Annotated in this window: 23 protein-coding genes; 17 read left to right on the top strand and 6 right to left on the bottom strand. The window is 42.0% G+C overall.

The features are described 5' to 3' along the window. Nucleotides 1-64: 64 nt before the first annotated feature. Nucleotides 65-1,540 (bottom strand): sulfurtransferase, encoded by a 1,476-nt coding sequence (locus EHS15_RS00835; protein WP_135758632.1) that lies wholly within the window; start codon nt 1,538-1,540, stop codon nt 65-67. Nucleotides 1,541-1,942: 402 nt separating this feature from the next. On the opposite strand from EHS15_RS00835, the gene EHS15_RS00840 reads away from it, so the two are divergent. From EHS15_RS00840 to EHS15_RS00865, 6 genes are read left to right on the top strand one after another with little or no spacing between them, the layout of a single operon-like run. Continuing rightward, nucleotides 1,943-2,188, top strand: a complete 246-nt coding sequence (locus EHS15_RS00840; RefSeq protein WP_135758633.1) for an acyl carrier protein — start codon at nt 1,943-1,945, stop codon at nt 2,186-2,188. 55 nt (nt 2,189-2,243) lie between these two features. Beyond that, nucleotides 2,244-2,987 carry a ribonuclease III gene (gene rnc / locus EHS15_RS00845; RefSeq protein WP_246051830.1) on the top strand — a complete coding sequence of 248 codons (744 nt, stop codon included), beginning with the start codon at nt 2,244-2,246 and terminating at the stop codon, nt 2,985-2,987. Next, a complete protein-coding gene (locus EHS15_RS00850; protein WP_210416273.1) occupies nt 2,987-3,448 on the top strand; it encodes an NUDIX domain-containing protein in 462 nt (153 codons plus the stop codon). Before rnc ends, EHS15_RS00850 begins: the two co-directional genes overlap by 1 nt. Beyond that, complete coding sequence (gene aroB / locus EHS15_RS00855; protein WP_135758635.1) at nt 3,445-4,545, top strand: 3-dehydroquinate synthase; 1,101 nt, start codon at nt 3,445-3,447, stop codon at nt 4,543-4,545. The genes EHS15_RS00850 and aroB overlap by 4 nt, the downstream gene beginning before the upstream one ends. Continuing rightward, complete coding sequence (locus EHS15_RS00860; protein ID WP_135758636.1) at nt 4,538-5,440, top strand: mechanosensitive ion channel family protein; 903 nt, start codon at nt 4,538-4,540, stop codon at nt 5,438-5,440. The genes aroB and EHS15_RS00860 overlap by 8 nt, the downstream gene beginning before the upstream one ends. After that, nucleotides 5,400-6,149 (top strand): toxin-antitoxin system YwqK family antitoxin, encoded by a 750-nt coding sequence (locus tag EHS15_RS00865; RefSeq protein WP_135758637.1) that lies wholly within the window; start codon nt 5,400-5,402, stop codon nt 6,147-6,149. The genes EHS15_RS00860 and EHS15_RS00865 overlap by 41 nt, the downstream gene beginning before the upstream one ends. Before the next feature lie 73 nt (nt 6,150-6,222). Here the strand turns inward: EHS15_RS00865 and EHS15_RS00870 are convergent, their stop codons facing one another. Together EHS15_RS00870 and EHS15_RS00875 are read right to left on the bottom strand one after the other, a co-directional pair. After that, nucleotides 6,223-7,248 (bottom strand): LIC_10230 family protein, encoded by a 1,026-nt coding sequence (locus EHS15_RS00870; protein WP_135758638.1) that lies wholly within the window; start codon nt 7,246-7,248, stop codon nt 6,223-6,225. Nucleotides 7,249-7,253: 5 nt separating this feature from the next. Then, nucleotides 7,254-8,234, bottom strand: a complete 981-nt coding sequence (locus EHS15_RS00875; RefSeq protein WP_135758639.1) for a hypothetical protein — start codon at nt 8,232-8,234, stop codon at nt 7,254-7,256. A gap of 60 nt (nt 8,235-8,294) precedes the next feature. Between EHS15_RS00875 and EHS15_RS00880 the strand changes: the two genes are divergently transcribed. The 7 genes from EHS15_RS00880 (at nt 8,295) to mtaB (ending at nt 16,255) form a co-directional block, all read left to right on the top strand. Beyond that, nucleotides 8,295-9,647 carry an ABC transporter permease gene (locus EHS15_RS00880; protein ID WP_167884113.1) on the top strand — a complete coding sequence of 451 codons (1,353 nt, stop codon included), beginning with the start codon at nt 8,295-8,297 and terminating at the stop codon, nt 9,645-9,647. Continuing rightward, complete coding sequence (locus tag EHS15_RS00885; RefSeq protein ID WP_135758640.1) at nt 9,640-10,338, top strand: ABC transporter ATP-binding protein; 699 nt, start codon at nt 9,640-9,642, stop codon at nt 10,336-10,338. The genes EHS15_RS00880 and EHS15_RS00885 overlap by 8 nt, the downstream gene beginning before the upstream one ends. A 1-nt stretch (nt 10,339) precedes the next feature. Continuing rightward, nucleotides 10,340-11,110: a hypothetical protein gene (locus EHS15_RS00890; RefSeq protein WP_135758641.1), complete on the top strand. Its 771-nt coding sequence runs from the start codon at nt 10,340-10,342 to the stop codon at nt 11,108-11,110. A 62-nt stretch (nt 11,111-11,172) separates the two neighbouring features. Beyond that, the gene (locus EHS15_RS00895) at nt 11,173-13,728 is read left to right on the top strand and encodes an ATP-dependent Clp protease ATP-binding subunit (RefSeq protein ID WP_135758642.1); all 2,556 of its coding nucleotides are present in this window, start codon (nt 11,173-11,175) and stop codon (nt 13,726-13,728) included. 24 nt (nt 13,729-13,752) lie between these two features. Next, complete coding sequence (locus tag EHS15_RS00900) at nt 13,753-14,187, top strand: hypothetical protein (protein ID WP_135758643.1); 435 nt, start codon at nt 13,753-13,755, stop codon at nt 14,185-14,187. Then, nucleotides 14,184-14,969, top strand: a complete 786-nt coding sequence (locus EHS15_RS00905) for a tetratricopeptide repeat protein (RefSeq protein ID WP_135758644.1) — start codon at nt 14,184-14,186, stop codon at nt 14,967-14,969. The genes EHS15_RS00900 and EHS15_RS00905 overlap by 4 nt, the downstream gene beginning before the upstream one ends. Next, nucleotides 14,966-16,255 (top strand): tRNA (N(6)-L-threonylcarbamoyladenosine(37)-C(2))-methylthiotransferase MtaB, encoded by a 1,290-nt coding sequence (gene mtaB / locus EHS15_RS00910; protein ID WP_135758645.1) that lies wholly within the window; start codon nt 14,966-14,968, stop codon nt 16,253-16,255. The genes EHS15_RS00905 and mtaB overlap by 4 nt, the downstream gene beginning before the upstream one ends. 36 nt (nt 16,256-16,291) lie before the next feature. On the opposite strand, the gene EHS15_RS00915 is transcribed toward mtaB, so the two are convergent. Continuing rightward, on the bottom strand, nt 16,292-17,545 hold the full coding sequence (locus EHS15_RS00915; RefSeq protein ID WP_167884114.1) for an alpha-amylase family glycosyl hydrolase: 1,254 nt from the start codon (nt 17,543-17,545) through the stop codon (nt 16,292-16,294). 151 nt (nt 17,546-17,696) lie between these two features. On the opposite strand from EHS15_RS00915, the gene EHS15_RS00920 reads away from it, so the two are divergent. Beyond that, a complete protein-coding gene (locus EHS15_RS00920) occupies nt 17,697-18,869 on the top strand; it encodes a trans-sulfuration enzyme family protein (RefSeq protein WP_135758647.1) in 1,173 nt (390 codons plus the stop codon). Here the strand turns inward: EHS15_RS00920 and EHS15_RS00925 are convergent. Next, nucleotides 18,829-20,022 carry a multiheme c-type cytochrome gene (locus EHS15_RS00925; protein ID WP_167884115.1) on the bottom strand — a complete coding sequence of 398 codons (1,194 nt, stop codon included), beginning with the start codon at nt 20,020-20,022 and terminating at the stop codon, nt 18,829-18,831. The two genes, EHS15_RS00920 and EHS15_RS00925, sit on opposite strands and share 41 nt — an antisense overlap. A gap of 112 nt (nt 20,023-20,134) precedes the next feature. On the opposite strand from EHS15_RS00925, the gene EHS15_RS00930 reads away from it, so the two are divergent. The 3 genes from EHS15_RS00930 to EHS15_RS00940 are packed head-to-tail and all read left to right on the top strand — an operon-like array spanning nt 20,135 to nt 22,662. Then, nucleotides 20,135-20,965 (top strand): MetQ/NlpA family ABC transporter substrate-binding protein, encoded by an 831-nt coding sequence (locus EHS15_RS00930; RefSeq protein ID WP_135758649.1) that lies wholly within the window; start codon nt 20,135-20,137, stop codon nt 20,963-20,965. 9 nt (nt 20,966-20,974) lie between these two features. Then, nucleotides 20,975-21,994 (top strand): methionine ABC transporter ATP-binding protein, encoded by a 1,020-nt coding sequence (locus tag EHS15_RS00935; protein WP_210416269.1) that lies wholly within the window; start codon nt 20,975-20,977, stop codon nt 21,992-21,994. Continuing rightward, nucleotides 21,994-22,662: a methionine ABC transporter permease gene (locus EHS15_RS00940; RefSeq protein WP_135758650.1), complete on the top strand. Its 669-nt coding sequence runs from the start codon at nt 21,994-21,996 to the stop codon at nt 22,660-22,662. The genes EHS15_RS00935 and EHS15_RS00940 overlap by 1 nt, the downstream gene beginning before the upstream one ends. 73 nt (nt 22,663-22,735) lie before the next feature. Here the strand turns inward: EHS15_RS00940 and EHS15_RS00945 are convergent, their stop codons facing one another. Beyond that, a complete protein-coding gene (locus EHS15_RS00945) occupies nt 22,736-24,175 on the bottom strand; it encodes a sulfurtransferase (RefSeq protein WP_135758651.1) in 1,440 nt (479 codons plus the stop codon). Nucleotides 24,176-24,177 lie beyond the last annotated feature (2 nt).

Consider the following 24,177-nt stretch of genomic DNA (forward strand, 5'->3'; position numbering starts at 1 on the left):
GTTTTCCGAGGGCTTTTTTATTATCTAAAGATCAAACAGATCAAACAGATCTAAGTTTTATTACTTATTGTTTATAAGCTTTATCTTCTTCGATGAACTTTCTGGTCGTTGTGGCAGTCGTATCGATCTCTGCCGCTTGGATTCTGGAATTGTCCGTGTTATAAGAGAATACGGAAACTGCAGTCGTGTCCGTACGGAACGGAGAGTCAGCAGCAATTTTGTTCAATGCCGATACAGGGTGACCTGCGGATAAAGAAGTCCATTCTACTAAGGAGCCGTCGTAGAAGGCAGTAGGATATCCTAATATATTCAAGGATGCGAATCCGTTCACTTGCGCTTCGAAATTCGTGCGGCATTGGGAGACGATTGTGGTACCTGCCGTATAACCTGCATTCGCAAAAAGTGTTTTGATTTCTCCTTTGGAAAGAAACTTAAATCCGTTTGCGGAGGAACCTAGAAGGTTTGCCCAAGGGAAAGTAACGGCACCTTTGATATTTCCTTCGAAAAGCACATATTTTTTTGCCTGTCCAGTCGCATCGTTGGAAGGAGCTCCGGAAGAACCGTAAGCAGTGGTGATGTATTCTCCCGCTGCACCCCAGGAACCTGTCGCAGTTCTATTGAATTGTGCAGTAGGTCTTGCATCCACAATCAATTGTTTGGATGTGAGTCCGATCACATTGGCACTTGAATTTGATTTAGCAATCTCGATCACATTTTCTAATCCCAAGGTAAGCGCAGTATTATCCACTCGTAGATGTTTTACGGAGAATCCTCCGTTGTTGTTCGGGATTGTGGATCGAGAGTTTACGGTCAAACTTCCGCTGAAGTTTTTATAAAGGTTTCCGTTGACCAAAGCCAAATGTTTGATGTCCGCACCCCAGTATCTGAGCCAGTAAATCCCTCTTGCGATATCTTGTACTCCGCCTGCATAGGTTGCTTTGTTTCCTGCGGTATCATAATCTCCCACGGAACCGCCTGTGGAACTTCCGTTGATTAGGGTGGTTGTGGTACCTACCGCAAACACTACCAAATCCGTATTTAGATTGATTCCAAATGCTTTCAACCATTCGTCCACATACGCACCGTTGGCTTGGTAACGTACTGAATTTTTCACAAGACCGGTGTCTCTCGTTTGGTTAAATCGGAAGTTTGTGGTACCTCCTGTTTGGTAATCATCCAAAAGATATACATACACTCCGTTCGCTTCATTTGCTTTGACGTATGCGTTTTTGGCACCTGAATCATAACGGTTGGCAGCATCCGTTTGCAGGATGATCAATTTTCCAGAGATATGGGAAGGTTTATTCGCAGGCCAGTTGCTGACCCAAGATTCCAATTTGGAAGATTCAATGAGTCCCCAATCGTTTTTTGCATAATCGTCATTGGACTCGTTTACTAGTTCAGAGACAGTGTTGACTTTGATTTGGTTGGCTAGAAAAAGAAGAGCCGCAAGAAGAGGCGTATTGTCGTCTTTCTCCTTTTTGCAATTTCCTACAGCGAAAAATGCTATGATGAAAAGTAAGATCGGTATTTTTTTCATGATCGTAACTCCTTCTGGTTTTTATCCTCACGTTTTTTTAAAAAACTTGAGGAAGGGGGAGATATATCAATATTATATTCACTATATTGAACAAAAAATCCACTAATACGGACAAGCGATTCTAGGTTTTGCTTAAAATATTGAACAATACCTTAGATTGGTTCAAGAAAGGGAGCACACTCCCGGTTTCTAACTCCACAGTTGCTGTATTTCGAATGCATCTAATGGAAATTATGTGATGGCGAAATTGAGGCAAAGGTTTCAAATAGAAAATAATCTATTTAGGCTTGCCAAAAATCTCGACAATTTCATTTTTAAAAAACGCTAGGCGTTTCTTTACGCCCATCGGAAAACGATTTAACAATTTTGCCCCACTGTTTTAGCAGTGGCCTGGAGGATAATATGGCAGATCTCGATAAAATTAAGTCAATCATCGTAGAACAACTAGGTGTTGATATCTCAGAAGTTCATGAAAAGGCACACTTCATTGATGACCTCGGTGCTGACTCTCTTGATACAGTTGAGCTAGTTATGGCTCTTGAAGAAGAGTTCGGAGTCGAAATCTCTGACGAATTGGCAGAAAAAATTCAAACTGTTGGGGATGTAACTAAATACATCGACGAACTCAGCAACAAAGATAAAAAGTAGGCTAATATACATCAAAACCGGGTTCTCTCTCGGGAGAACCCGGATATTTTTTCCTTTGCGACCCAAACCCTCCTCATCAGATCCAATTTCCTGGCAAACCTCTGGCAGGCTTGAGGAACTCAAACAAATCCAATCCAATACAAAAACTAAATTCAAAGATCTGCGTCTTCTCCACCAAGCATTTGTTCATCGGTCTTTTGCCAACGAACTGGATGCTAAATCTCAAATCGACAACGAAAGATTGGAGTTTTTAGGAGATTCCGTATTGGGAATCCTTGCTGCGGAATATTTATATTTATCTCTTCCTTCCGGAAAAGAAGGAAAACTTGCCAAATTAAAAAGTAAAATCGTATCTACTCCCGCCATTGCAGCCATTGCCAGAAAATACGAATTCAATCGATATCTGCTTTTGGGAAAAGGGGAGAAAGAAAAAGGGGAATCGAATCACAATCTTCAGGCGGATTGTTTCGAAGCGTTTTTAGGAGCATTGTTTCTAGACCAAGGATTGGAAGAATGCAGACGTTTTCTAAAGACCAATTTCAAAAGAATGGATCAGTTATTGGAAGATGTTGAAGAAACCAAGGATTATAAAACCATTCTTCAGGAATACTGCCAGAAAAAATGGAAAACCATTCCCGTATATGAAGTATTAGGTGAAGAAGGCCCCGATCATCAAAAATCGTTTTTGATTTCAGTCGCCTATGGCGATAAGTTTAAAACCAAAGGAGAAGGCAAAAATAAAAGGACTGCGGAACAATTGGCAGCAAAACTTGCTTTGCTCAAACTAGGACTATTATGATCGATTTTATCTTTAAAAAACAAGGACTCAGGGTCAGAGTCGCAGCACTCATTCAAAACAATAAAGGCAAAATTTTACTGATCCAACAGCACAAAAAAGGGCACGGTTATTGGCTTCTTCCGGGAGGAGGAATCGAATTCGGAGAATCCGCAGAGGAAGCCTTAAAAAGAGAATTGAAAGAAGAATTGAATTTCGATGTGGTATCTTCCTCATTTCTTCTTTTGAACGAATCCATCGACCCTCAGAAAAAAAGACATTTGATCCAGTTAGTATTTTCTGTAAAAGTAAAGGATCAAGTTCCTACGATCGATCCGAAAGAAAAAGCGATTTCCGGATTCGGTTATTTCACTGAATCGGAGATTCAAAAATTGGACTTGCGGCCCGATATCAAAGAATACTTCAAAAAAAAGAAGAGAACTCTCTCGACTTATATCCCCAGTAAATGGGTAATTGAATCATGATGCTGCAAAAAAGAGAAGTGGAAGGATCCGGGTTTCGATATCCGATCGAACTTCATGAAGATCTTTCCGGGCTTCGTGAAAAACTGGAGAGTCTGAAAAAAGTTTCCCGGTTTTTTATCATCACGAACAGAGAAATCGCAGGCATTTATGAAAAATACCTGATCCAAGAAATCCAGTCTTTATCCGTACCTTATACGATCATCTACGCCAAACCCGGAGAAAAAAACAAACACATCGATCGATTGAAAAAAGTATTTCATGAGATGGTGAAATCGGATGCGGATCGTAAAGCTGTTATCGTGGCTTTCGGAGGAGGAGTCATCGGAGACTTCGCCGGTTTCGTGGCCGCATCTTACCAAAGAGGAATTCGTTTTGTTCAGGTTCCTACCACTCTATTGGCTTGTGTCGATTCTTCGGTAGGAGGAAAGGTAGCAGTCAATTTAGATCTGGGCAAAAATATGATCGGCGCTTTTCATCAGCCCGAATTCGTTTTCGCTCCAATGTTCACTCTTTCTACGTTACCGGAAAAAGAATGGAGCTGTGGTCTGGCGGAGATCGTAAAACATGCGTTTTTGGACGGAGGAGAATTCTTAAATCGACTGACTCATGTCAAACGCTCCGACTTTTCCGCAGGTTCCGAAGTGTTAAGATACTGCATCGACGAATCCGTACGAATCAAATCGAATGTGGTAGGGCAGGATGAAAAAGAAGGAGGGCTTCGTGCCATCCTGAACTTGGGCCACACAACAGGCCACGCAATAGAATCTTTGACTCAATACAAAAAGTACTCTCACGGAGAAGCTGTATCCATCGGTTTGATCACCGCTCTTTTATTGTCTCGAAAGATTTTGGGTTTTTCCGATTCGAATCTTTCCAAAGCGGTTCAAATCATGAAATCCCTTTCCCTTCCCGTTCGTCTCAAGGAAAAACCTGCCGATGTTCTAACGCACATGGAACACGATAAAAAGAAGGAAGGAAAAACCCTGAACTTCGTCCTTTTGGAAGATTTCGGAAAACCTAAGTTCGGCGTTCCTGTCGAAAGAGATTTGATCTTGGAAGTTTTAAAATTTCAAAAAGGATGGGAAGAGCTTGGGTAATCTTTTAAGGGATTTTTATTTAGAGCTCAATCCGCTTCATATACTTAAAAATTCGAATCGGGGAGCTGCGGAGACGTTCATTCTGTTCTTTTACATGGTTGCGTTCGCCGTTCTGGCATATAAGCTCGCCATTTTTTTTTTGGAGAGAATCCGTCCTGCACAAGATCCGGGTCACGAATACAATCGAAGAAAAGTTTTAAGAATGGGGTTTCTCATTCTATTTACGATCATTTATCTTCCTATTTTCTTTTCCAGTCTGGCGCTTTTACCGACTGTTCTCGGTTTGGCGGCTGCCGGTATCGTCATCTCTCTTAAGGAAGTTTGGCTGAATATGGTCGGATGGTTCATGATTATGGGAGGCAACGGGTTTAAGGTAGGGGATCGAATCGAAATCGACCATATCAAAGGAGATGTGGTGAATATCGGTTTTCTTAAATTCACTCTGCTTGAAATTTCCTCCGATCTTAGAGCGGAGCAGTCCACCAACAGGCTCATCCATTTCCCAAATTATAATATAGTGTTGTATCGATTCTTTATCGTATCCGATGCGATGGATTTCGTTTGGGACGAATTCAAAGTAGGGCTCACACTCGCATCCGATTGGGAAAAAGCTGAAAAAATCTGCACTCAAATTCTGCAGGAAGAATTGGTTTTGGCTCCCGAACTTGTGGATCAAAAAATCAGAGAGTTGTCTAAAAATTATCTTGTGAGACTGGGGAAAACGACTCCTATCGTATATACTTCTTTGGAACCGGAAGGGTTTGTTCAATTATCTCTTAGGTATTTGACTCCGATCCGATCGAAACGCATCAATAGAATTTTAATCTCGAAAGAAATACTAACAAAGTTTAAAGATGAATCAAATATCCAAATTATTACACACTTTAAGGGCTAATTCCCTACTCGTTTATTTTCAGCAGCTTCTGCTCGTATTCGGGGTTGCCATTTTATTTTCTCCCTGCCAAGGTAAGGGAGATCGCCCGAACAATGTTCCGGAAGAAGCGAAATACAATCGAAAAACTAACCTGTATCAGTTGGTGCAGGAAGGAAAAGATAGAAGCTGGTTTCAAAACGGAACTTTGGTTGTGGAGACGGAAGTAAACGAATTCGGTATATCCAACGGGCTTTCCCAAAGATTTGATTATGTTACCGGGGTTGTCATCGCTTCCGGTAATTATCAAAACTTGGAAAGATCCGGAGTTTGGAAATGGAATTTTTCCGATGGAAAGGCCTATTATGAAATGAACTTCACTCCCGGAGTCCGTAAAAAATCATTCTGGATGGCTACTTTGGAATGGGGGAATGAAAACGGTCCCTATTACCGTTATTTTAAAAACGGACGCATCAGTGAAAAAGGGTTTTATGACGGTGGAAACAGAACAGGAGATTGGTTGAAATACTATCCGGATACTAAAATCGAATCTAAGGGAAGTTACGCGAACGACAAAAAAGCGGGGGAGTGGTTTTATTATTATCCTGACGGAAGAAAGGAAGCTTATGAGAAGTATTCCGACTTAGGAGAATTCGAATATAGAGTCACTTACTATCCGAATGGAACCGTATGGTGCGAAACTAAAAAAGGGCTCTCTGCGATTTGCAGTTAAGCCCTTTCTCATACGACTGACTTATCTCATTTCCTTGAATGAGAGATAATAAAAAAGAAAAAACCGAAGATATTTAAAACTCTGTTCCTTTCCCGAACAATCCCATATTCGATTGAATCAAATCGATATTGAAGATCAGAAGAACGAAAAGAACCACGATAAACAAAACAATCAAGAGAGTGGCGAAGAGTCCTATGAAACCGTTTCTAAGGAAACGGAATTGCAGGTAAGATGCGCTCACTAGAATATTCTGGAAACCGGAAAGAGTTTTTTCGCCTCCCACCTTACCATAGTTATAAATATAAAAACCGGAAAGCAGAAGAACGAGCGAAAGAATAAAAATACTGAATTCGGTTACATAGTGTTTTTGAAGCAGGAAAAGAGGGATGTAAACCAGGTTTCCGATGAGAAGCCCTACGAAGATAATCACTATAAAATGCAGGATAAAACTGAATACAGAACCGTTTCCTTGCGATTGAGGAGCCCTTCCTTCTTCTTCCAAGTTGGAAGAGTAACGAAGTGTTTCGAAGGTTTTTGTTTCCGAAGCATCTTTGCCTAAAGAATGCAGCGCCAGGATACATGCAACATACGAAGCCACAAAAAACAGAAGTCCAAGAATACTGAGATAGTGGCCTTGAACGATGAGGCTGATATGAAGGAAAATTTTAGTCATCAGCCAGAAGATACTGATCGGATACAGAATGTAACTTAGATGAGGATAAAACCAAGCCTTATACATTCTGGAAACGAATACGGAAAAACAAAGCACCATATAAAAAAGAATGACTGCAAGAAGAATCCTTTGACCGATTAAGATGCGTTTAATGGCATCCATCGTTTCTTCAGGAGTAGAGTCGACGGGCAAATCTTCTTTCCCTAGTTCGGATAAAAGATAAGAAAGATAATCGATTCTCGACCAGATCCCTTTTCTGAACTCGATTTTAGGCGTGACCGTCTGTTGGGTTTTTTCCTCGGAAATTTCCGTAATGGAAATCGGATCGGGGAAAATGACTTCGAAATCGATTAGAATGGAGTGAAGTGCCAGAACGAGAAGAAAAAAAGGTGCAAATAGAGTGATTTGTTTGATTAGTTTTTTCATTTGATTTAGAGAAAGAAAAACATTGCAAGCATTCCCAATGCAATGAGTGTTAATATGATGATAAACGGCATTAGGTGATAACTTTCTTCCGCTTCTCTTTGCGCTGCTGCATGAGCTTTGGAAGCTGTCGTAATGGAGGCTGCAGAAGTCAGAGTAGGAGCGGAACCTGCAGCCTGATCAAAAGTTTTGATTTTGACCGAGTTCTCTTCTTCTACGATTTTCCCGTAGATTTGTTCGTTGATTTTGATGACTACTTCCGAAACATTTTTCGTATTCGAGATGTTTACGATTTTTGCAGGAATTTGTTTGATCGTTCCTGCATCATCCTTAAGTTCCATACTTTCTATGATTGCATTTGTGATGGGATCTCCCGGAAGAAGTCTTACATAAACGTTGTCTCCCGGTTTTAAATCGACAAGAGGAGTCCCGTTAACGGGTGATAGCTGAAATCGGAACTGGATCAATTGTTTATCGGGAGGAATTTGAAACCCTGAAGTCGCAGGCACGATCACCGGTACTGCTTCTTTTTTCGCCAGTTCTTCTTCGTCGATCGTCGTTTTTTCCAGATCTCTTTTTTCTATCAGTTCATAATGAATTTCGATTTTAGGATTGGAATTCCCTGCCGTTCGATTGTGAATTTGACCGAATATGAACTGCAGTCTGTCGACTAAGTTGTGATCGATGTAGTGCAAGAGCTCTTCCAAAAAACTCTCCGACTGAAACGAGGACTTTAATATTTCATGAAGTGATTTTGTGATGTTTTTGAGCTGATCCCCTTTATAAATCACCCTTTGGGTTCTGTTATAAAAGTCCTGAAAAGTGGATTTGATGGGGAGTAAAACGAGAGGACTTCCGCTGGACACACCTTCGAATTTGATGGCTTCGATTTCCACAGGATCCAAAACGACGGCAATCATGGTGTAAACCATATTGGCCTCGTCTCTTAAAATCACCTTAAGGGAATAATAATTTGGTGTGTCAGACATAAGGTTCTTTTTTGACAGTTTCCATCTTAGGAAGAAAGCTGTCAAAAAGATTAGGTTTACATGGGAATCGTTACATTAATTACCACCCGCTATATTCGCGGGTCACGGGTTTTGGGTTTTTTGTCCATTAAATCCCGTTTGTCCTTCATCGTCATGGCAAGTGGAGTTTCTTTGCTTGTAGTGGTTCTTTCCATTTTCAACGGATTTCAAAAGCAGGTGAAAGAGTCCCTTTGGCAAGGCGGCCCGCATATCACAATCGAGAATTCCTACGGGTCCGGTGCCATTTACGATTATGAAAAATTGATCACTCATTTGCAGACCGACCCCAATTTGAAAGATTCTCTCGTATCCATCGAGGGAAACATCACGAGTCACGGCCTCATTCAAAGTAATAACAACTTCAACCCGATTATGATCCGTGCGGTTCCGATCGATTCGGTTGAAAAATTATTGCAGAACGGCCTTCCTAACTTTCCCCGCATTCTGCAATACCAAAGAGATGAAATCCAAAACATCAATACGAAGAAGTTGGTCGTTGTTGGAAAAGAAATGGCGGCCATTTACGGTTACGGGTTGGGAAGAGAAATCACCATGGCGGTCCCCGGGGGAAGATTCACTGTGGAAAGAGGTGTGCAGGTGAATGTGCAGACCTTTCGCCTAACAGGACTTTTTAAAACAGGTTATTATAATTACGATTCTAAATTCGTTTTTTTATCCCTTCCTATGGCTCAGGATTTTTTCAAAATGAAGGGTGCCGTCAATCAGATAGGAATCAAAGTGCGTTCCTTGGACGATTTGAAGCTCACTAAAAATAAGATCTTGTCTCGTTTGAACGAGGACGATTGGAATCCTTCTTTGCAGAGCAGTTCTTCTTGGTCGGTTCGAACGATTGCGGAAGAACAAGAAAACTTTTTGGCGGCTCTTCGTTTGGAAAAAACGATCATCTCCATCATCGTTTTTCTTTTTATCGTTTTGGCAGCTTTAGGGATGGTCGCTACGGTTCATTCGTTGGTTCGTGCCAAAAGAAAATCCATCGGAACCTTAAAGGCGTTAGGTCTTGCTTCGAACGACATTCTGCTCATCTTTACATTGAATGCGATGGTGGTTGGGGTATTGTCTTCGTTAGTTGGCGGTATGTGGGGGATTTTTGTGGCAACCAAACTGGAAGTGATCATCAACGGACTTTCCGAAATCATCAATTCTGTGGGCCATCTTCTGAACCCGAACGATTGGAGCGATGTGGAGCTGGTTCCTAAAGACATCTATTACTTCGATCATATTCCGGTGGATATAGACATTTCCTTTATCTTTATGGTAACTACTGCGGCTACCATTCTCTCCGGTCTGGCAGGTTATTTCCCTGCACGTTGGGCCGCAAATTTGAATCCTGTGGATACAATTCGCAATGACTAATTCTGAAAATCCAGTAACTGTTTCCGTTCGAGGGCTTGAAAAATTCTACCAAGTGGTGGATCAAAAGTATCATATTCTTTCCGGAATGGACTTCGAAGTAAAGGCGGGAGAAATCGTTTCCGTAGAAGGTTCCTCAGGAGTAGGTAAGTCCACTCTTTTGAATATTCTTGGTGCGATGGATTCGTTTGACGGAGGTGAGGTGGACGTATGCGGTGTCTCTCTCCGTTATCTTACCGAAAAACAAAGAGAAAATTTTCGGGCCGAAAAAATTTCCTTTATCTTTCAGCAGCATCTTCTTCTTCCCGATTTCACAGCTTTGGAAAACGTGATGATGCCTCTTTTGATTTCCAAAATGAATATGGGTCAGGCAAAACAGGAAGCCAGTGCGATGTTAAAGCTAGTTGGTTTGGGAGAGCGAACGGAAAGTTTTCCTTCTCAACTTTCCGGAGGGGAAAGTGCCAGAGTGGGAGTCGCCCGCGCTCTTGTTGGGAAAAAACAATTGATTTTGGCGGACGAACCTACTGGGAATTTGGATCGGGATAACTCCCGTCATTTGATGGATCTTATCAAAGACCTTCAAAAAGAATTCCAATTTTCTCTCATCCTAGTGACTCACGATATGGAACTGGCTTCCATGGCTCACAAAAGAAATAGAATTCTTTCCGGGAAATTAACACCTATCTCGGGTTAAATTGAATTCACATTGTCTGAAATGCGGACTCACCGAATCTACCTTTCGAAAGACAGGTAAATTCGGTTGTTCTTCCTGCATTTTTGTGTTTCTTCCCGAATCTTCTTTTTCAAGAATTTCTTCCGATCAAATCATTAAACTGAGAGAATCAGAAACAGCACTGAAGCCTAAGCACAAATTCGATTGGAAAAATATTTCCTTTCGAGTCCGTATAACCAGATGTTTGCGAGAAGGCTTTTTCCCTTATTACTCTTCCGAGAAGGGTTCTATTGTTTCTTTTTTGGAAAAGAAAGGATTGGCTTTGCAGGAAGGAGAGTTTTCCGAATCGAAAGGGCTCGAAACGACTTCCGAACAAATGGAACGCTTCTATTCCAACGGAGAGGATCATCTTCGTTATGAGAAGATTTGGAAGCAGGATACATTCGACGGAAAAAAACAAGGTTTAGACGGGAAATTCTTAAAAATATTATTCGAAAAGGGAATTTGGGCTTGGTCGCCTAGGATCGGATTCATCAATTCCTGTCCGACGAATTGCGGAAGAGGGGATCGCCTGAGTGTTCAAGCGAGACTGAGTCCCAGTGATTTTTCCTTGGCTTCCGATTATCTGACTCCTTTTCTGGGATTTGGTGTAGAATTTACGGTATTGTCCGATGATAGAAGGGATGGGAGTCTTTCTTCTGTAGGAGTTCCTACACAAATTTCCTGCAAAAACGGAAATCCCATCCAAAAACGACGGTTTTTCAAAATTCTTGGTTTACTGGGGCTAGCTTAAGTCGGTACGGTTCAAGATGGGAACAAGGATGTTCGTCTAAGTAATAAGAGGCAAGGTGCGGCATGTTGGAATTCACAAAAAGAGCAAAACGAGTCATCAACGAAATCGCGCAGGACGAAGCTAAACGCTTAGGATCTGATTTTATCGGTCCCGAACACATACTACTCGGCCTATTGCGAGAAGAAGATTCGGTTGCAATAAAGATTCTTACGAATCTAAACATCAATTTAAATGAACTTAGAAAGGAAGTGGAAAAGCGTACCAGAGAAAATTCTGGGGCATTACTACTGGATGTTTCTCAAGGCCAGGATAAATATCAAAAAATGATCGAGGTTTCCAAAGAGGAAGCAAAACGATTAAAACATAATTATGTAGGCACGGAACACATCCTATTGGCTCTTCTCCGAGACAATAACAACATCGCAGGAGGATCTTTATCTTCCTTCAGCGTAAACTACAATGTAATTAAATCTGAAATTCTCAGACTTTTGGGAGCTCCTCCTGCCAGTGCAGTAGGAACCGGTTCCGGTGCCGGCCAAACACAGCAGCAAACTGCGCAGACAGCTCCTCGCCAAGAAAAGAGTAAAACTCCCATCTTGGATGAGTTCGCTCGTGACCTAACCCAATTGGCTCGTGAGAAAAAATTGGATCCTGTCATCGGTCGCTCCAAAGAAATCGAAAGAGTGATTCAAATTCTTTCCCGCAAAACAAAAAACAATCCTGTGTTAGTGGGAGAATCGGGTGTGGGTAAAACCGCAATCGTGGAAGGTTTGGCACAAGCGGTCGTGGACAAATTAGTCCCCGATCTTCTTTTCGAGAAACGAGTGTTATCTCTTGATCTGGCTAGCCTGATTGCAGGAACCAAATACAGAGGTGAGTTCGAAGAGCGATTGAAAAAGATCATGAAAGAGATCGTTTCTTCTCAAAACATCATCATCTTTATCGACGAGTTACATACTCTGATCGGTGCGGGAGCTGCGGAAGGTGCGGTGGATGCTGCGAACATTTTGAAACCTGCGTTAGCGCGCGGAGAACTGCAATGTATCGGTGCTACTACTAGCAACGAATACAGAAAGTACATCGAAAAAGACTCCGCTTTGGAAAGAAGATTCCAGATGGTAAAAGTCGCAGAACCTACGGTTGACGATGCAATCCTCATTCTGGACGGTTTGAAAAAAGCCTACGAAGCTCACCATAAGGTGCGTTATTCGAGCAAAGCTTTGGAGCAAGCGGTTAAGTTATCTCATAGATACATCAACGACCGTTTTTTACCGGACAAAGCGATCGATATCATCGATGAGGCGGGAGCGAAAGCTCGTCTTGCCAATTGCCAGAGACCGAACGAGATCAAAGAAATCGAAGAAGAAATCAAAACTCTTTCTTTGAAAAAAGAAGATCTGGTTCGAGGACAAGAATACGAAAAAGCAGCTGCAGTTCGCGACGAAGTGAACCGCAAAAAACAGGCTTTGGAAGATAAAACCAAACAATGGCAAGAAAGAATGGAAGGTTACGCAGTTTCCATCGAAGAAGAAGACATTCTATCTGTTGTTAGCTTGTGGACTGGAATTCCTTTGAAAAAAATGGAACAAACAGAAAATGCGAAACTTCTCAATCTGGAAACAGACATTCGAGATAGAATCGTAGGCCAAGCGGATGCGGTCGAAAAAATCGCTCGTGCGGTAAGACGTTCCAGAACCGGACTCAAGAGTGAAAAGAGACCTACTGGTTCCTTTATTTTTCTCGGACCGACAGGTGTCGGTAAGACGGAACTTGCGAAAGCTTTGGCGGTTCAATTGTTCGGATCGGAAGATTCCATGCTTAGAATCGATATGTCCGAATATATGGAACCGCATGCGGTTTCCAGACTCATCGGAGCTCCTCCGGGATATGTAGGATACGATGACGGAGGACAACTTACCGAGTTCGTAAGACGCAGACCTTACAGCATCGTTCTTTTGGATGAGATCGAAAAGGCGCATCATGATCTTTTCAACATCTTACTTCAAATCATGGAAGAGGGAAATCTGACGGATACCAAAGGAAGAAAGGTAAACTTCAGAGATACCATCATCATCATGACTTCCAATATCGCTGCGAAAGAAATTTCCAAAGGCGGACGATTGGGATTCGAAGACTTCCAAGAAGAAAGAGAAACCTATAAAGCGGAACAGGCTCGTGAGCAGTTGAAAAAACATTTCAACCCTGAGTTCCTCAACCGTGTGGACGAAGTGGTTTATTTCTCACCTTTGAAAAAGGAAGAAATCGTTCAAATCGTAGACATCATGTTGAAAGACTTTAACAAACGTTTAACTGAGAAAAAAGTGACGGTGGAACTGACTCAATCTGCAAAAGAACATTTTGCTACGATCGGTTACGACCAAAACTACGGAGCGAGACCTCTCAGAAGAGTGTTCCAACGTGAATTGGAAGATTATATGGCACTTCAATCTTTGAAGGGAGTGTATGATCAACCTACTAAGATCGACGTCGATTTCGTAGACAGCAAACTGGCTTTCAGCGAAAGTCCTTGGGCCGACTACAAAGAACCTGCGAAAAAGTCGAACGATGATTCCTCTTCTTCGGAAGAACAAAAGAACGACGATTTGGCTCTCGTATAGAGAGCCTTTTTAGGTTCGGGTAAAATGGCGATTCTGATCCCTCTCGTCTTCCTGTTTTCCTACTTTTTCATTCGAAAGGTATGGTTTCAGTTGAGAAAGATCAGAACCGTCGGCACCATAGAAAGAATCCAGATGGGAATCATCCTTCCCAATCTGGTCCTTCCCGAAGTCAAAGTTCATTATAAATACTACTTCCAATCCGGTCTCTATTTCGGAACCGGTTATTTGAATGTTTCCGATTTCCTCCCTGGCCAGGAATTCCATCTGCATTTGAGCCCTGGGGAAATTCCCACCCTTTATGCGGGAGACCAGGAAATCATTACCGAAGAGCATATCGAACATTACTTGCTTTCCCATGCGGCTAGCGTTTTCCTATACATAGACCCCATTGAGCCCTACCATTCCAGGATTGATCAGGTCAATTTGAATTCCATTAGCGTTCCTTCGGACTTGATATGAAATATTATTTATTCTTAGCCGTATTGTATTTCGTTACCGGCAGTGTATTCTCCCAAGAATCCAAAACACCCGTCGTGGGTTCCTCCTACTTTCAGGCGGTGGAAGAATACAAACTCAAAAATTATGCGAAGTCTATCGAACTTTTGAGATCCTTACTCTCCGAAGGTAAAGCAACTTATGAAAGTTATGCGCTATTGGCATATAACTACGATAAACTGAACGACTTCGAAAACGCATATTCTTCCATTCAGGAAGCCAGAAAAAGAAAACCGGAAGATGAAAATCTTGCCAGTTCCGCTTTGGGAATCCTCGCTCATTTCAAAAAATGGAAAGCAGTGATCGAACTTGCGGAAAAGTTCGTACCAATGTATCCTACGAACGCAGAAATCCGTTATTTTTATTCTTTAGCTCTTTCTCATAAGGGAGCGGGCAAGGTTGCTCTTTCTCAAATCGAAAAAGCGAAGGCAAACAATCCCAACGATGTTCGTTTTCTAGAGTTAGAAGGCAAAATTTACTACTCCTTAAAGAACTATGAAAAGGCGGACATGAGTCTTAGATGGGCTTCTTCCTTGAATGAAAAATCAGCATCCATCTGGAACAATTTAGCTCTCGTACAAGAAGCTCTTTATCATCAAAATAAAAAATTGGGCAAAAAGAAGGATGCTCTCGGTTATTTGGAAGAAGCCAAACTCTGCATTCAAAGAGCGGAGAGCATGGATTCCGACCAAACTTCGATTAAGGAAAACGTCAAAAGGATCCAATCGATCGTTCCCGCATCGTGAAAATCAAGTTCCATACCTTGGGCTGCCGTCTTAATTTTTTCGAGACGGACGGTCTTTATTCCGTTCTGAAAGACAAAGGGTTTTCTTTGGCAGATACGAACGAATCCGCCAATTACATCGTAGTCAACACTTGTACTGTTACGAACAAAGCGGATGTAAAAAACAGAAATATCATACGCAATGCAATTCGCTCCAATCCGGGAGCTAAAGTCTATGTAACCGGATGTTATGCGGAGACGGATAAACAAATCATCCAAGCAATACCTGGTGTAACAGGTGTTTATGGGAATACGGAAAAAAGTTCTCTTCCTTATAAAATATTGGAAGATTGGGAAGGAAGACCGTCCGAGCCTACGGGAACTTTGGATCGATTTTCTTATTCCGATGTTCTTCCTGAAGGGCACACTCGTGCTTATTTAAAAATCCAAGACGGATGCAATCGAAAATGTTCCTACTGTAAAATTCCGTCCGCACGAGGATTGGGGGTCAGCCGCAATTATTCCGATGTTTTGGACCAAGTTCGTTTTCTGCAAGATCATGGAATCGGGGAAATTCAATTAACCGGTGTTAATTTGGGATGGTATCGACTTGAAAACGGAGAAAAAGGTTTTTTAAATCTTCTGGAAGACATTCTTAAAATTTTGGAATATTCCAGGCTTCGTATTTCTTCCATTGAACCGCCGGATGTGGGGCCTGGTCTTTTGGATCTGATGACTCATCCTAGATTCACTAAATTCATCCATATCCCTCTGCAAAGCGGGAGCAGGGAAGTTTTAAAGGCGATGAGAAGGACCTATCATCCTGATTCTTTCCGTTTGAGAGTGGCAAAAGCTCATGAAATGTTGCCTGGTCTTTTTTTAGGAACGGATGTCATTACAGGTTTTCCGAACGAAACGGAAAAGGAATTCCAGGAATCCAAAGATTTGTTAGTCGAGTTAGGATTCGCAAAGATCCATGCGTTTCCTTATTCAGTAAGAAAAGGAACGTTTGCGGAAACGTTAGGCGATCCCATCCCCGGTGACGAAAAGAAAAGAAGGGTTCTCGATCTTATGGATCTTAGCTCCCGCTTGAATGAAACCTATGCAAAAACGCAGATGGGGACGGTTCAGGAAGCCATTTTAGAGAACGACGGCAAACTGGTGACCGGAAATTATTTAAAAGGCAAACTGGCAGATTCCGATAACTATCGTTATTTGACTACCGGGCAGTTTTTGGATGTGGTTGTTTCCGATTATCAAAGGATTCCCGGAAAAGAAGGTGAAGTTACCTTTCAACTCACCAGATAAACGCTTTCAGGTTCCCGGAAATAAACTCAGTCGAACTCAAGAATTTGTAATCCAAACAGTCCATTCTCCTTTTTTCTCCAAAGCTTTTGTCCATCCTGCTCCGGGGCCTTCGAAAGAGGAATCAATAGACACGGCAAGCGAAGGGTTTCCTTGTTCGTTGGAAACGATCCCCGCAAAACCTCCGTAGTTTGAAGATAAATCCTCCCATTCCGAGCCTGCCGTAATCCCTGCTTTCTTCCGTAAGAGAGCCAAGTCTTCGATTTCAGTGAGTCCCCAGTCGAAGTAATCCGGCCAGTAGATACAAGGTGTTCCTGGAGTCGTTAATACGAAACAATATGCTTTGGACTTGAAATGAGAAGGGCATTCCCAAACCTTTTGTCCCCATCCGTTGGAAGGAGAATAAGGAGATGCTCCCGTATCATGATTGTCAACGAGTGTGACAGCCAATTCTCTTTCTTTGCGATTCGGGCTTAAGTTCAATCCGTACTTTAAATTTGTGCTGTTTGCCGAATTGATTTCCTTTTTCAAGATCATATCGAATACGGCGCAGCCGGACTCTTCCGCCCAACCTAAAATACGAGATCTTTCATTGTTTCCGTACCTTTGAAACATAGGATCGTCCTTGATCGAGGCTGCTTGCCAATATTCTCCTACGGAGAAATATTCGATCGCAGTCGTATCTTTGATCAGATTCATCACATCCTTAGGATGGTATCCCCAGACAAAGTCCCAGCGCCATCCGTCTACACCGCAGTCGTTTGTAAGTTCGTTTAATGCCTGTTTGAATCTTGAATATACTTCCGGTCTGTCTAATTTCAAATCGCAGCTTCCGTCGAAAAAAGCTCCTCCCGTATCGGAGCCGCTGACTCTCCAAGCAGGTCCCGGATAAGTCCATACATCGTTTTTCATTCTGAACCTATCTCTGTGGTTGAGTACGATATCGACGATCGCCTTCAGTCCTAAAGAGTGGAGTTTTCGTATAAGGGAAGTTAACTCTTCTTTCGTTCCGTATCTGGAATTCAGATCGAAATCCCTCCAAAAATAACCTTCTCCTCCTCCGTGTTTTCCGTTTCCTTCCCATTCCGAATCGTCAATCCAAGGAGGAGGCAGATACAGGATCGTAAATCCTGATTTTGCGATTTCTTCCGACCTATCGTGGAGGATTTGATACCAGGATTTAGGACTTTGATGTAACGTACCGGTTCCTCTTGTTTTTACCAGATTCCAGTGAAACGCTTGTAAGATGATATCTTTGCCGTTGCCTCTTGTGATTTGCGGATTTGTGTTCATTCTGTTTACCAGAATCATGGGGACTCTTTTCGAAAAACGAGTCATTTTTTTCTAAAATATCTGTTATATTGATCTAAATCCGATGGGATAACAGAAGTATTCTAAAAAAATAGGTGAGCGCATTCGTCGTTTTTACAGCTTTGTAGTAACTATGTTCGAAAATTTTGAATCCGATGCAGTCCGCATCCAAACCGAAAGAACTTCCCAAAGGGAACACTCAACCCCTCTTTTTTTAACATCGAGCTTTATCTTCGATGATTCCGAACAAGCGAGAGCTTTGTTTGCAGATGAAATCCAAGGAAATATTTATACACGGTTCTCCAATCCGAATAACAACGAGTTAATCGAGAAACTTTGCCGTTTGGAAAAAACGGAAGACGGCCTTGCAACTGCTTCCGGTATGGCTGCCGTTTTTATTTCCATGTTTTCCCTTTTGAAATCAGGAGATCACGTTCTTGCTTCCCGTTCCGTTTTCGGCTCGACACATCAGGTTTTAACTCAAATTTTTCCTAGATTTAACATCGATTATTCGTATGCCGATGTAGGTAAAATCAACGAATGGGAAGAGGGGGTAAAGCCGAACACGAAAATCGTGTTTATAGAAACTCCTTCTAATCCTGCATTGGATATCATCGATTTGGAATGGATTTCCGCATTCTGCAAAAAAAGAAATTTGATTCTGATCGTTGACAATTGTTTTTGCACTCCTTACATCCAAAGACCTGCGGAATGGGGCGCTGATTTAGTGGTTCACTCAGGGACTAAGTTTTTGGACGGACAAGGAAGAGTGATTGCAGGAGCCGTGCTTGGCAGAAAAGATTTGATGAAAGAAATTCGATTCATCGCTCGCGCAACAGGACCTTCTCTTTCTCCTATGAACTCTTGGATTATTTCCAAAAGTTTGGAAACATTGGCCATTCGTATGGAAAAACATTCCGAAAACGCAACGAAGCTGGCTGAATTTTTGGAAACACATTCGGAAGTTGACTTTGTGAAATACCCTTTCCTCAAGTCGCATCCTCAAATGGCTTTGGCAAAAAAGCAAATGAAGTTAGGTGGCGGAGTCGTTACTTTTTCTGTCAAAGGCGGTTTGGAAAGAGGAAGAAGATTTTTGGACGCTTTGAAATGGTTCTCACTCACTGCGAACTTGGGTGATTCCAGAACGACTGCGACTCATCCCGCATCGACCACACATTCCAAACTGAAAGAAGAAGAACGATTGGCCGTGGGAATCTCTCCCGGTTTGATCCGAATTTCAGTAGGGTTGGAACATATCGATGATATCATCGAGGAAGTGAACCAGGCGCTCTCTGCTTCGAAGTAAATAAACGATAATACGATCGTTCTTTTTCGGCTAATGCCTGTTTTAGAATGGGAATGGACTTCTCCGATAATTTCAGAGAAGTTCTGTTCTCTAGGTTGTGTCGAAACATTCTGACATACATCTCTCCTGGATCCACATCCACTTCCATACGAACCCAAACATCTTTATCGATATCTTTTTTCTCGATTCTTTCCTCCATCGAGAATGTTTCTCCTGGAGAAAGCCTATTGTCATAAATTTCTTTCTCTAAAAATATATCCACGAATCTGCCGATGACTTCTTCCCTAAGAAGCATTTCTTTTCGGTTTCCGTTTTCCAAAACGAATCGTACATAAACCTTAGGCACCGCATAACTAGGAAATTTGTGACCTATCTTTTCGGAGGTGAATGACCCTCGTATCAATATGTAGTTTCCTTCTTCTTTAACTTGAAAGGAAAAGGACAAACCTTGTTTCACCATTTCCAAATCATGAATCCCTTTCCATTCGTGTTTTCTATCCGGCATATGACAGTTCTGGCATTGGATTCCTTGTTTTGCGAAATCGGATTCTTTCCATTCGGAATAGGTTTCCATCATTCTTTTGCCGTTTATCTTTTTACCCGATTCGGAACTTTCATGGCAGTTCTTACAAAATAAGGAGGATTCGAATTCTAGTGCCGTGGTATATCCTCCATGCGGTAAATTTTTTTCCGTACCGATTGTACCGTTTAAAGAAGGGGGGCCGAAACGTTGTTGGTTTCTCACGTGGCAGGAGGCACAGATGAGACCATGACTTCCTTGAGGCAGATAAGAATTCCATTCCTCTGGATATGTGTGTTTCCATCCTTCCTCTATGGAAAGATATTGTTTTGTTTCTGCCAAAGGGGAGTGGCATCGAAAACATTTTTGGGATTCTTCGTGTCCCAGCCCGGGGAGTTGCCATAAGACTCCGGGAGAAATGGTTTGGGAATGAAGGCTATTTTGCCAGGCTTCGAATTGGGGTTTGTGGCAGGTACCACAGGATTGAGGCTCCAAACTCTTTTCCAATTGGGAAAAATGACTAGGAGGAGGGCCTTGTTCTCCCATCGGTTCCTTCCAATGGGAATTCAGAAAAGAATTCTCTTCGCATCCTTGCAAAACAAAGAAGAGGATTCCGACCAAGAGGGCTTTCAATTTCTGAACCTGCATTCGTGATATAAGATACTTTATCTTTTAAACTGTATATTTTTCTGCTATCTAAAAAACGATATTCTTTAGACTTGCAATAGAAAAAGGACATACGCAGATGAAACCATCCAGAATTTTTTCTCTCACACTTCTATTCCTTCTCTTCGCTTTGGCCTCCGTCTTTTGCGGCGGAAAAACCTCTCCTCTTCCTGGGGATCGAAAGAATTTAAAGATCGGAATTTGTCCGGGTCCATACGGGGATATGATCCAAAAAGCGATTCTTCCTTCTTTATCTAAGAAGGGTTATACGGTTGAGATCGTTACTTTCAGCGATTATATTCAGCCGAATCTTGCGCTTTCGAATCGAGACATCGATGCGAATCTTTTTCAACATGTTCCTTATCTTGTGAAGTTTTCCAAAGATAAAGGATTGAAGTTAAACGTTGTGATCAATATTCCCACGGCTCCTATGACTGTTTTCGGAGGCAAAACGAAAGATCCGAAGGATTTGCCGAATAACGCATCTATTGCGCTTCCGAATGATCCTACGAATCAAATTAGAGCTCTCAAATTATTTCAAGAACTCGGGTTTATCAAAGTCAATCCGAATGCGGATGCAACGAAAACCACTTTGAAGGATATCGTGGAAAACAAAAAGAACATTCAGTTTCTTCCTTTGGAAGCGGCTCAACTCCCTCGGTCTTTGGAAAGTACGAACTTTACGGCAATTAACGGAAATTTTGCGCTTTCTGCAGGATTAAAACTTACTGATGCGGTTAAATTGGAAACCCTTGCGGAAGAACATAAAAACGTGATCGTTGTCAGAGAGGAAGATAAAGACGCCGAATTTGCAAAGGATATCGAAGCAGCCGTACGTTCTAAAGAGTTTGCGGAAACGATCAATCGTGATTTTCAGGGATTTCAAAAGCCGGATTGGCTCGAAAAATAGGGCTTCCGCTTGAATTCCATTTCTATCATCGAGTTTAAAAACGTTTCGAAGGATTTTTCATCAGGGAAATCCTTCTCTGCACTTCATAACGTTAGTTTTGCGGTTCCGGGTAAGACGATTTTCGGAGTGATCGGTCAGACGGGAGCAGGAAAAAGCACTCTGCTTCGTTTTGTGAATCTATTGGAGCAACCTTCCGAAGGATCCATATTGTTCCGAGGAAAAGAGATCAACCATCTGAAGTCCAAGCCTTTGAGGGAACATCGTGCCAACGTCGGGATGGTTTTCCAACAATTTCATTTGGTTTCCAATGTGACTGTCTTTGACAACATCGCATTGCCTTTGAAAGCGGCAGGATGGAAACAAAACGAGATTCAAAAAAGAGTGACTGAACTTCTCGAATTGGTAGGAATTCCCGAAAAAATAAATTCTTTCCCTAAAACTTTAAGCGGGGGACAGAAACAAAGAGTCGGAATTGCAAGAGCCCTTGCCAATAATCCCAGCGTACTTTTATGCGATGAACCTACGTCCGCATTGGATCCGGAAACTACTTCTTCGATTCTTTCTCTTTTGAAAAAAATCAATTCGGAATTGAATGTTACGATCATGATCGTAACTCATGAGATGGAAGTGGTGAGAGATATCTGTGATTATGTAGCTGTGATGGACAAGGGAAAATTGGCGGAAATCGGTTCCACATACGATGTGTTTGCCGAACCGAAAGCGGAGATCACTCGAAAAATGATAGGTAGTTTCCTTTTTCCGAAACTATCCGATTCTCTGCTTTCCTCTTCGAAGGGGGAAATTTTCAGAATATTACTTAAGGGCAAAATCGCAAGCGATCCGGTTTTGGCGACCGTATTCAAAAACTCTGTTTTGCATCCGAACATACTATCAAGTAACATCGAATATATAGCAGGAAAACCCATCGGAGTTTTTTATATCGAAGTGAATGGCTCGGAAACGGAGATCCAAAAGCTTTCCGAACAATTTGTCCAGGCAGGAGCCGAAATAGAGGAGCTAATCAAATAATGACGGATCGTTTATTGGAACTATTCCCCGAACTATATATTGCCTTCGGTCAGACATTTTTGATGTTAGGTATTTCTTTATCCATGGCTTTGTTGTTTGGGATTCCACTCGGGTTTCTCATCTTTTTATTCGATAAAAAAGTTTTTATACGAAATCGCTGGATGTATGCGATTCTAGGCACTTTAGCCAACTTGATTCGCTCCATTCCTTTCGTGATTTTACTCGTTTCACTTCTTCCTTTCACAATGTTTCTTACGGGAACAACGATCGGTCCTTTAGCTGCGTCCGTTTCTCTTTCCGTTGCCGCCATTCCTTTTTTAGCCAGACTTGTGGAGACTTCTCTTCGAGAGATTCCGGAGGGAGTTTTGGAAGCCTCCGTATCTACGGGAGCTAGTTTATGGCTGATTGTAAGATGTGTTTTGATCCCGGAAGCTATGCCAGGAATGATTTCCGGGATCACATTAACGGGGATTAGTTTATTGAGCTATTCCGCAATGGCAGGGATCGTGGGAGGAGGTGGCATAGGAGACTTAGCCATTCGTTTCGGTTATTATCGTTACGAAGACGATATCATGTTTATCACGGTCATTCTTCTTATTGTTTTGGTTCAACTAATGCAATTGTTAGGTGATTTTGTAAGGAATAAATCGGACCGGAAAAACGGATAAAGTTTTTTTTCTGTTTGAATTGAAAAATAAAGCTCGAATCCAATACGATCCGAGCTTTTTCGTTTATTTATGATTAGCCGCCGCAGGCATTTCCGCCACCGCCGGAAGCCCCTCCGGAAACAGGCGTAGGTGCGTTGCCTCTGATATAATCTTTATCGTTATCGATCGCTTGATTCGAAGATACTGCAAAAGCACTTGTTGTGGTGAATGAATATCTGGGAATGAGGTTCGTATTCGAAGTAAATGTTAGACTGTCAGTGAGTTGGTCCGTCCTCCAAGGAGATCCGAAATTCAAATTGGTCCAAACTCTCGCTTCATCGTAGGCCAAAGAACTCCATTCCAACCATGAGCCGTTGTAAACTCTTGTAGGATATCCTAGTATCGCATTCGATACGAAAAAAGCGATCATATCATTCGTTGCATTTCTGGAGTAAGTGATGACGTGTTTGTTTCCGGAAATTCCCGCATCTGAAAATAACTGAGTCAACTCCACTTTCGTTTTGAAGCGATAGTTGGAGGCTCCCGTGTTCACCAGCAATTGATTCCAAGGAATATTGGCTGCATTTCGAATATGTCCGTCGATCGGAGTTTTACATCCTGAACCTGCGGAGCAAGTTTTCCCGGAAGGGGCATCAGTCTGTCCGTTTTGATTAGGAGGAGTAAATTCCGTACTGCTTCGGTTGTCCAGAAAAACGACTCCCTGTGCCGGAATAGGGGTTACTTTTTGAAAATTAGTATTTCCGTTTTTTATAATATGTATTACATCTCCTAAAGTGGCTTGTAAAATCGTATTGTCGGTCAACAAAGAGGAAACAGAAGTTATCTCTGCGGTTCCTAAGTCCGTATTTTTCGCTGCGAGAGAAGGAAGAAGAGATTCGTCTATATTTTGTTTTGCGGAACCATTGAGCACCGCAATATTGCGATTGGAGACTCCCCAATAACGAAGTGCATAATTGGCACGTAAGGTATAGGTCAGATCTTTTTCCGTGGAAGTATTCGGAACCAGAACGATCAAATCGTTTTTGGGATCTACTTTATAGGCAGATAAAAAACTATCGATCACTTTGCCTTCCGGCACAATCATTTCACTTTCAATCAGTCCGTTTGTTCTGGTTTGTCCGAAGATCGTAGAACTTCCGTTCAGGTATCCACTATCGATTAGATATCCGAAAACCCCTCTGTAAGGATTCACATAGATGAATTGATGATTCGCAGTCGAATTGGAATCGATTTGGAATAATATCAATTTGCCGGTAATTCCTGCCGGTTTTTGAACATTCCAATTGCTGAGCCAATAGTTCAGAGTGCTTGCCGTGATGAGACCGAACCTGTTTTCGTTATAATCCTCGCTGGATGCATTTGCCAATTCCTCAGCAGAGTTCACTTTGATCGCAGGTGGCACTTTGAGTTTAAGAAGCGCAGGCAAAAAATTATAATCCTTTGGATTTTTGCAATGAGTTAGGACGGCGCTTAAAATTAAAAAGATTGAGATCGAACGGATGTATTGATTCATAT

Source organism: Leptospira idonii, assembly GCF_004770995.1.
Classification (GTDB): Bacteria; Spirochaetota; Leptospiria; order Leptospirales; family Leptospiraceae; genus Leptospira_A; species Leptospira_A idonii.

What these genes read in the sequence shown, in the direction of transcription:
- EHS15_RS00870 (WP_135758638.1), bottom strand. Translation starts at nt 7,248, where the DNA reads ATGAAAAAACTAATCAAACAAATCACTCTATTTGCACCTTTTTTTCTT.
- EHS15_RS00930 (WP_135758649.1), top strand. Translation starts at nt 20,135, where the DNA reads ATGAAACCATCCAGAATTTTTTCTCTCACACTTCTATTCCTTCTCTTC.
- EHS15_RS00915 (WP_167884114.1), bottom strand. Translation starts at nt 17,545, where the DNA reads ATGAACACAAATCCGCAAATCACAAGAGGCAACGGCAAAGATATCATC.
- EHS15_RS00840 (WP_135758633.1), top strand. Translation starts at nt 1,943, where the DNA reads ATGGCAGATCTCGATAAAATTAAGTCAATCATCGTAGAACAACTAGGT.
- EHS15_RS00835 (WP_135758632.1), bottom strand. Translation starts at nt 1,540, where the DNA reads ATGAAAAAAATACCGATCTTACTTTTCATCATAGCATTTTTCGCTGTA.
- EHS15_RS00880 (WP_167884113.1), top strand. Translation starts at nt 8,295, where the DNA reads ATGGGAATCGTTACATTAATTACCACCCGCTATATTCGCGGGTCACGG.
- aroB (WP_135758635.1), top strand. Translation starts at nt 3,445, where the DNA reads ATGATGCTGCAAAAAAGAGAAGTGGAAGGATCCGGGTTTCGATATCCG.
- EHS15_RS00945 (WP_135758651.1), bottom strand. Translation starts at nt 24,175, where the DNA reads ATGAATCAATACATCCGTTCGATCTCAATCTTTTTAATTTTAAGCGCC.
- EHS15_RS00900 (WP_135758643.1), top strand. Translation starts at nt 13,753, where the DNA reads ATGGCGATTCTGATCCCTCTCGTCTTCCTGTTTTCCTACTTTTTCATT.
- EHS15_RS00905 (WP_135758644.1), top strand. Translation starts at nt 14,184, where the DNA reads ATGAAATATTATTTATTCTTAGCCGTATTGTATTTCGTTACCGGCAGT.
- EHS15_RS00885 (WP_135758640.1), top strand. Translation starts at nt 9,640, where the DNA reads ATGACTAATTCTGAAAATCCAGTAACTGTTTCCGTTCGAGGGCTTGAA.
- EHS15_RS00895 (WP_135758642.1), top strand. Translation starts at nt 11,173, where the DNA reads ATGTTGGAATTCACAAAAAGAGCAAAACGAGTCATCAACGAAATCGCG.
- EHS15_RS00865 (WP_135758637.1), top strand. Translation starts at nt 5,400, where the DNA reads ATGAATCAAATATCCAAATTATTACACACTTTAAGGGCTAATTCCCTA.
- EHS15_RS00875 (WP_135758639.1), bottom strand. Translation starts at nt 8,234, where the DNA reads ATGTCTGACACACCAAATTATTATTCCCTTAAGGTGATTTTAAGAGAC.
- EHS15_RS00940 (WP_135758650.1), top strand. Translation starts at nt 21,994, where the DNA reads ATGACGGATCGTTTATTGGAACTATTCCCCGAACTATATATTGCCTTC.
- EHS15_RS00920 (WP_135758647.1), top strand. Translation starts at nt 17,697, where the DNA reads ATGTTCGAAAATTTTGAATCCGATGCAGTCCGCATCCAAACCGAAAGA.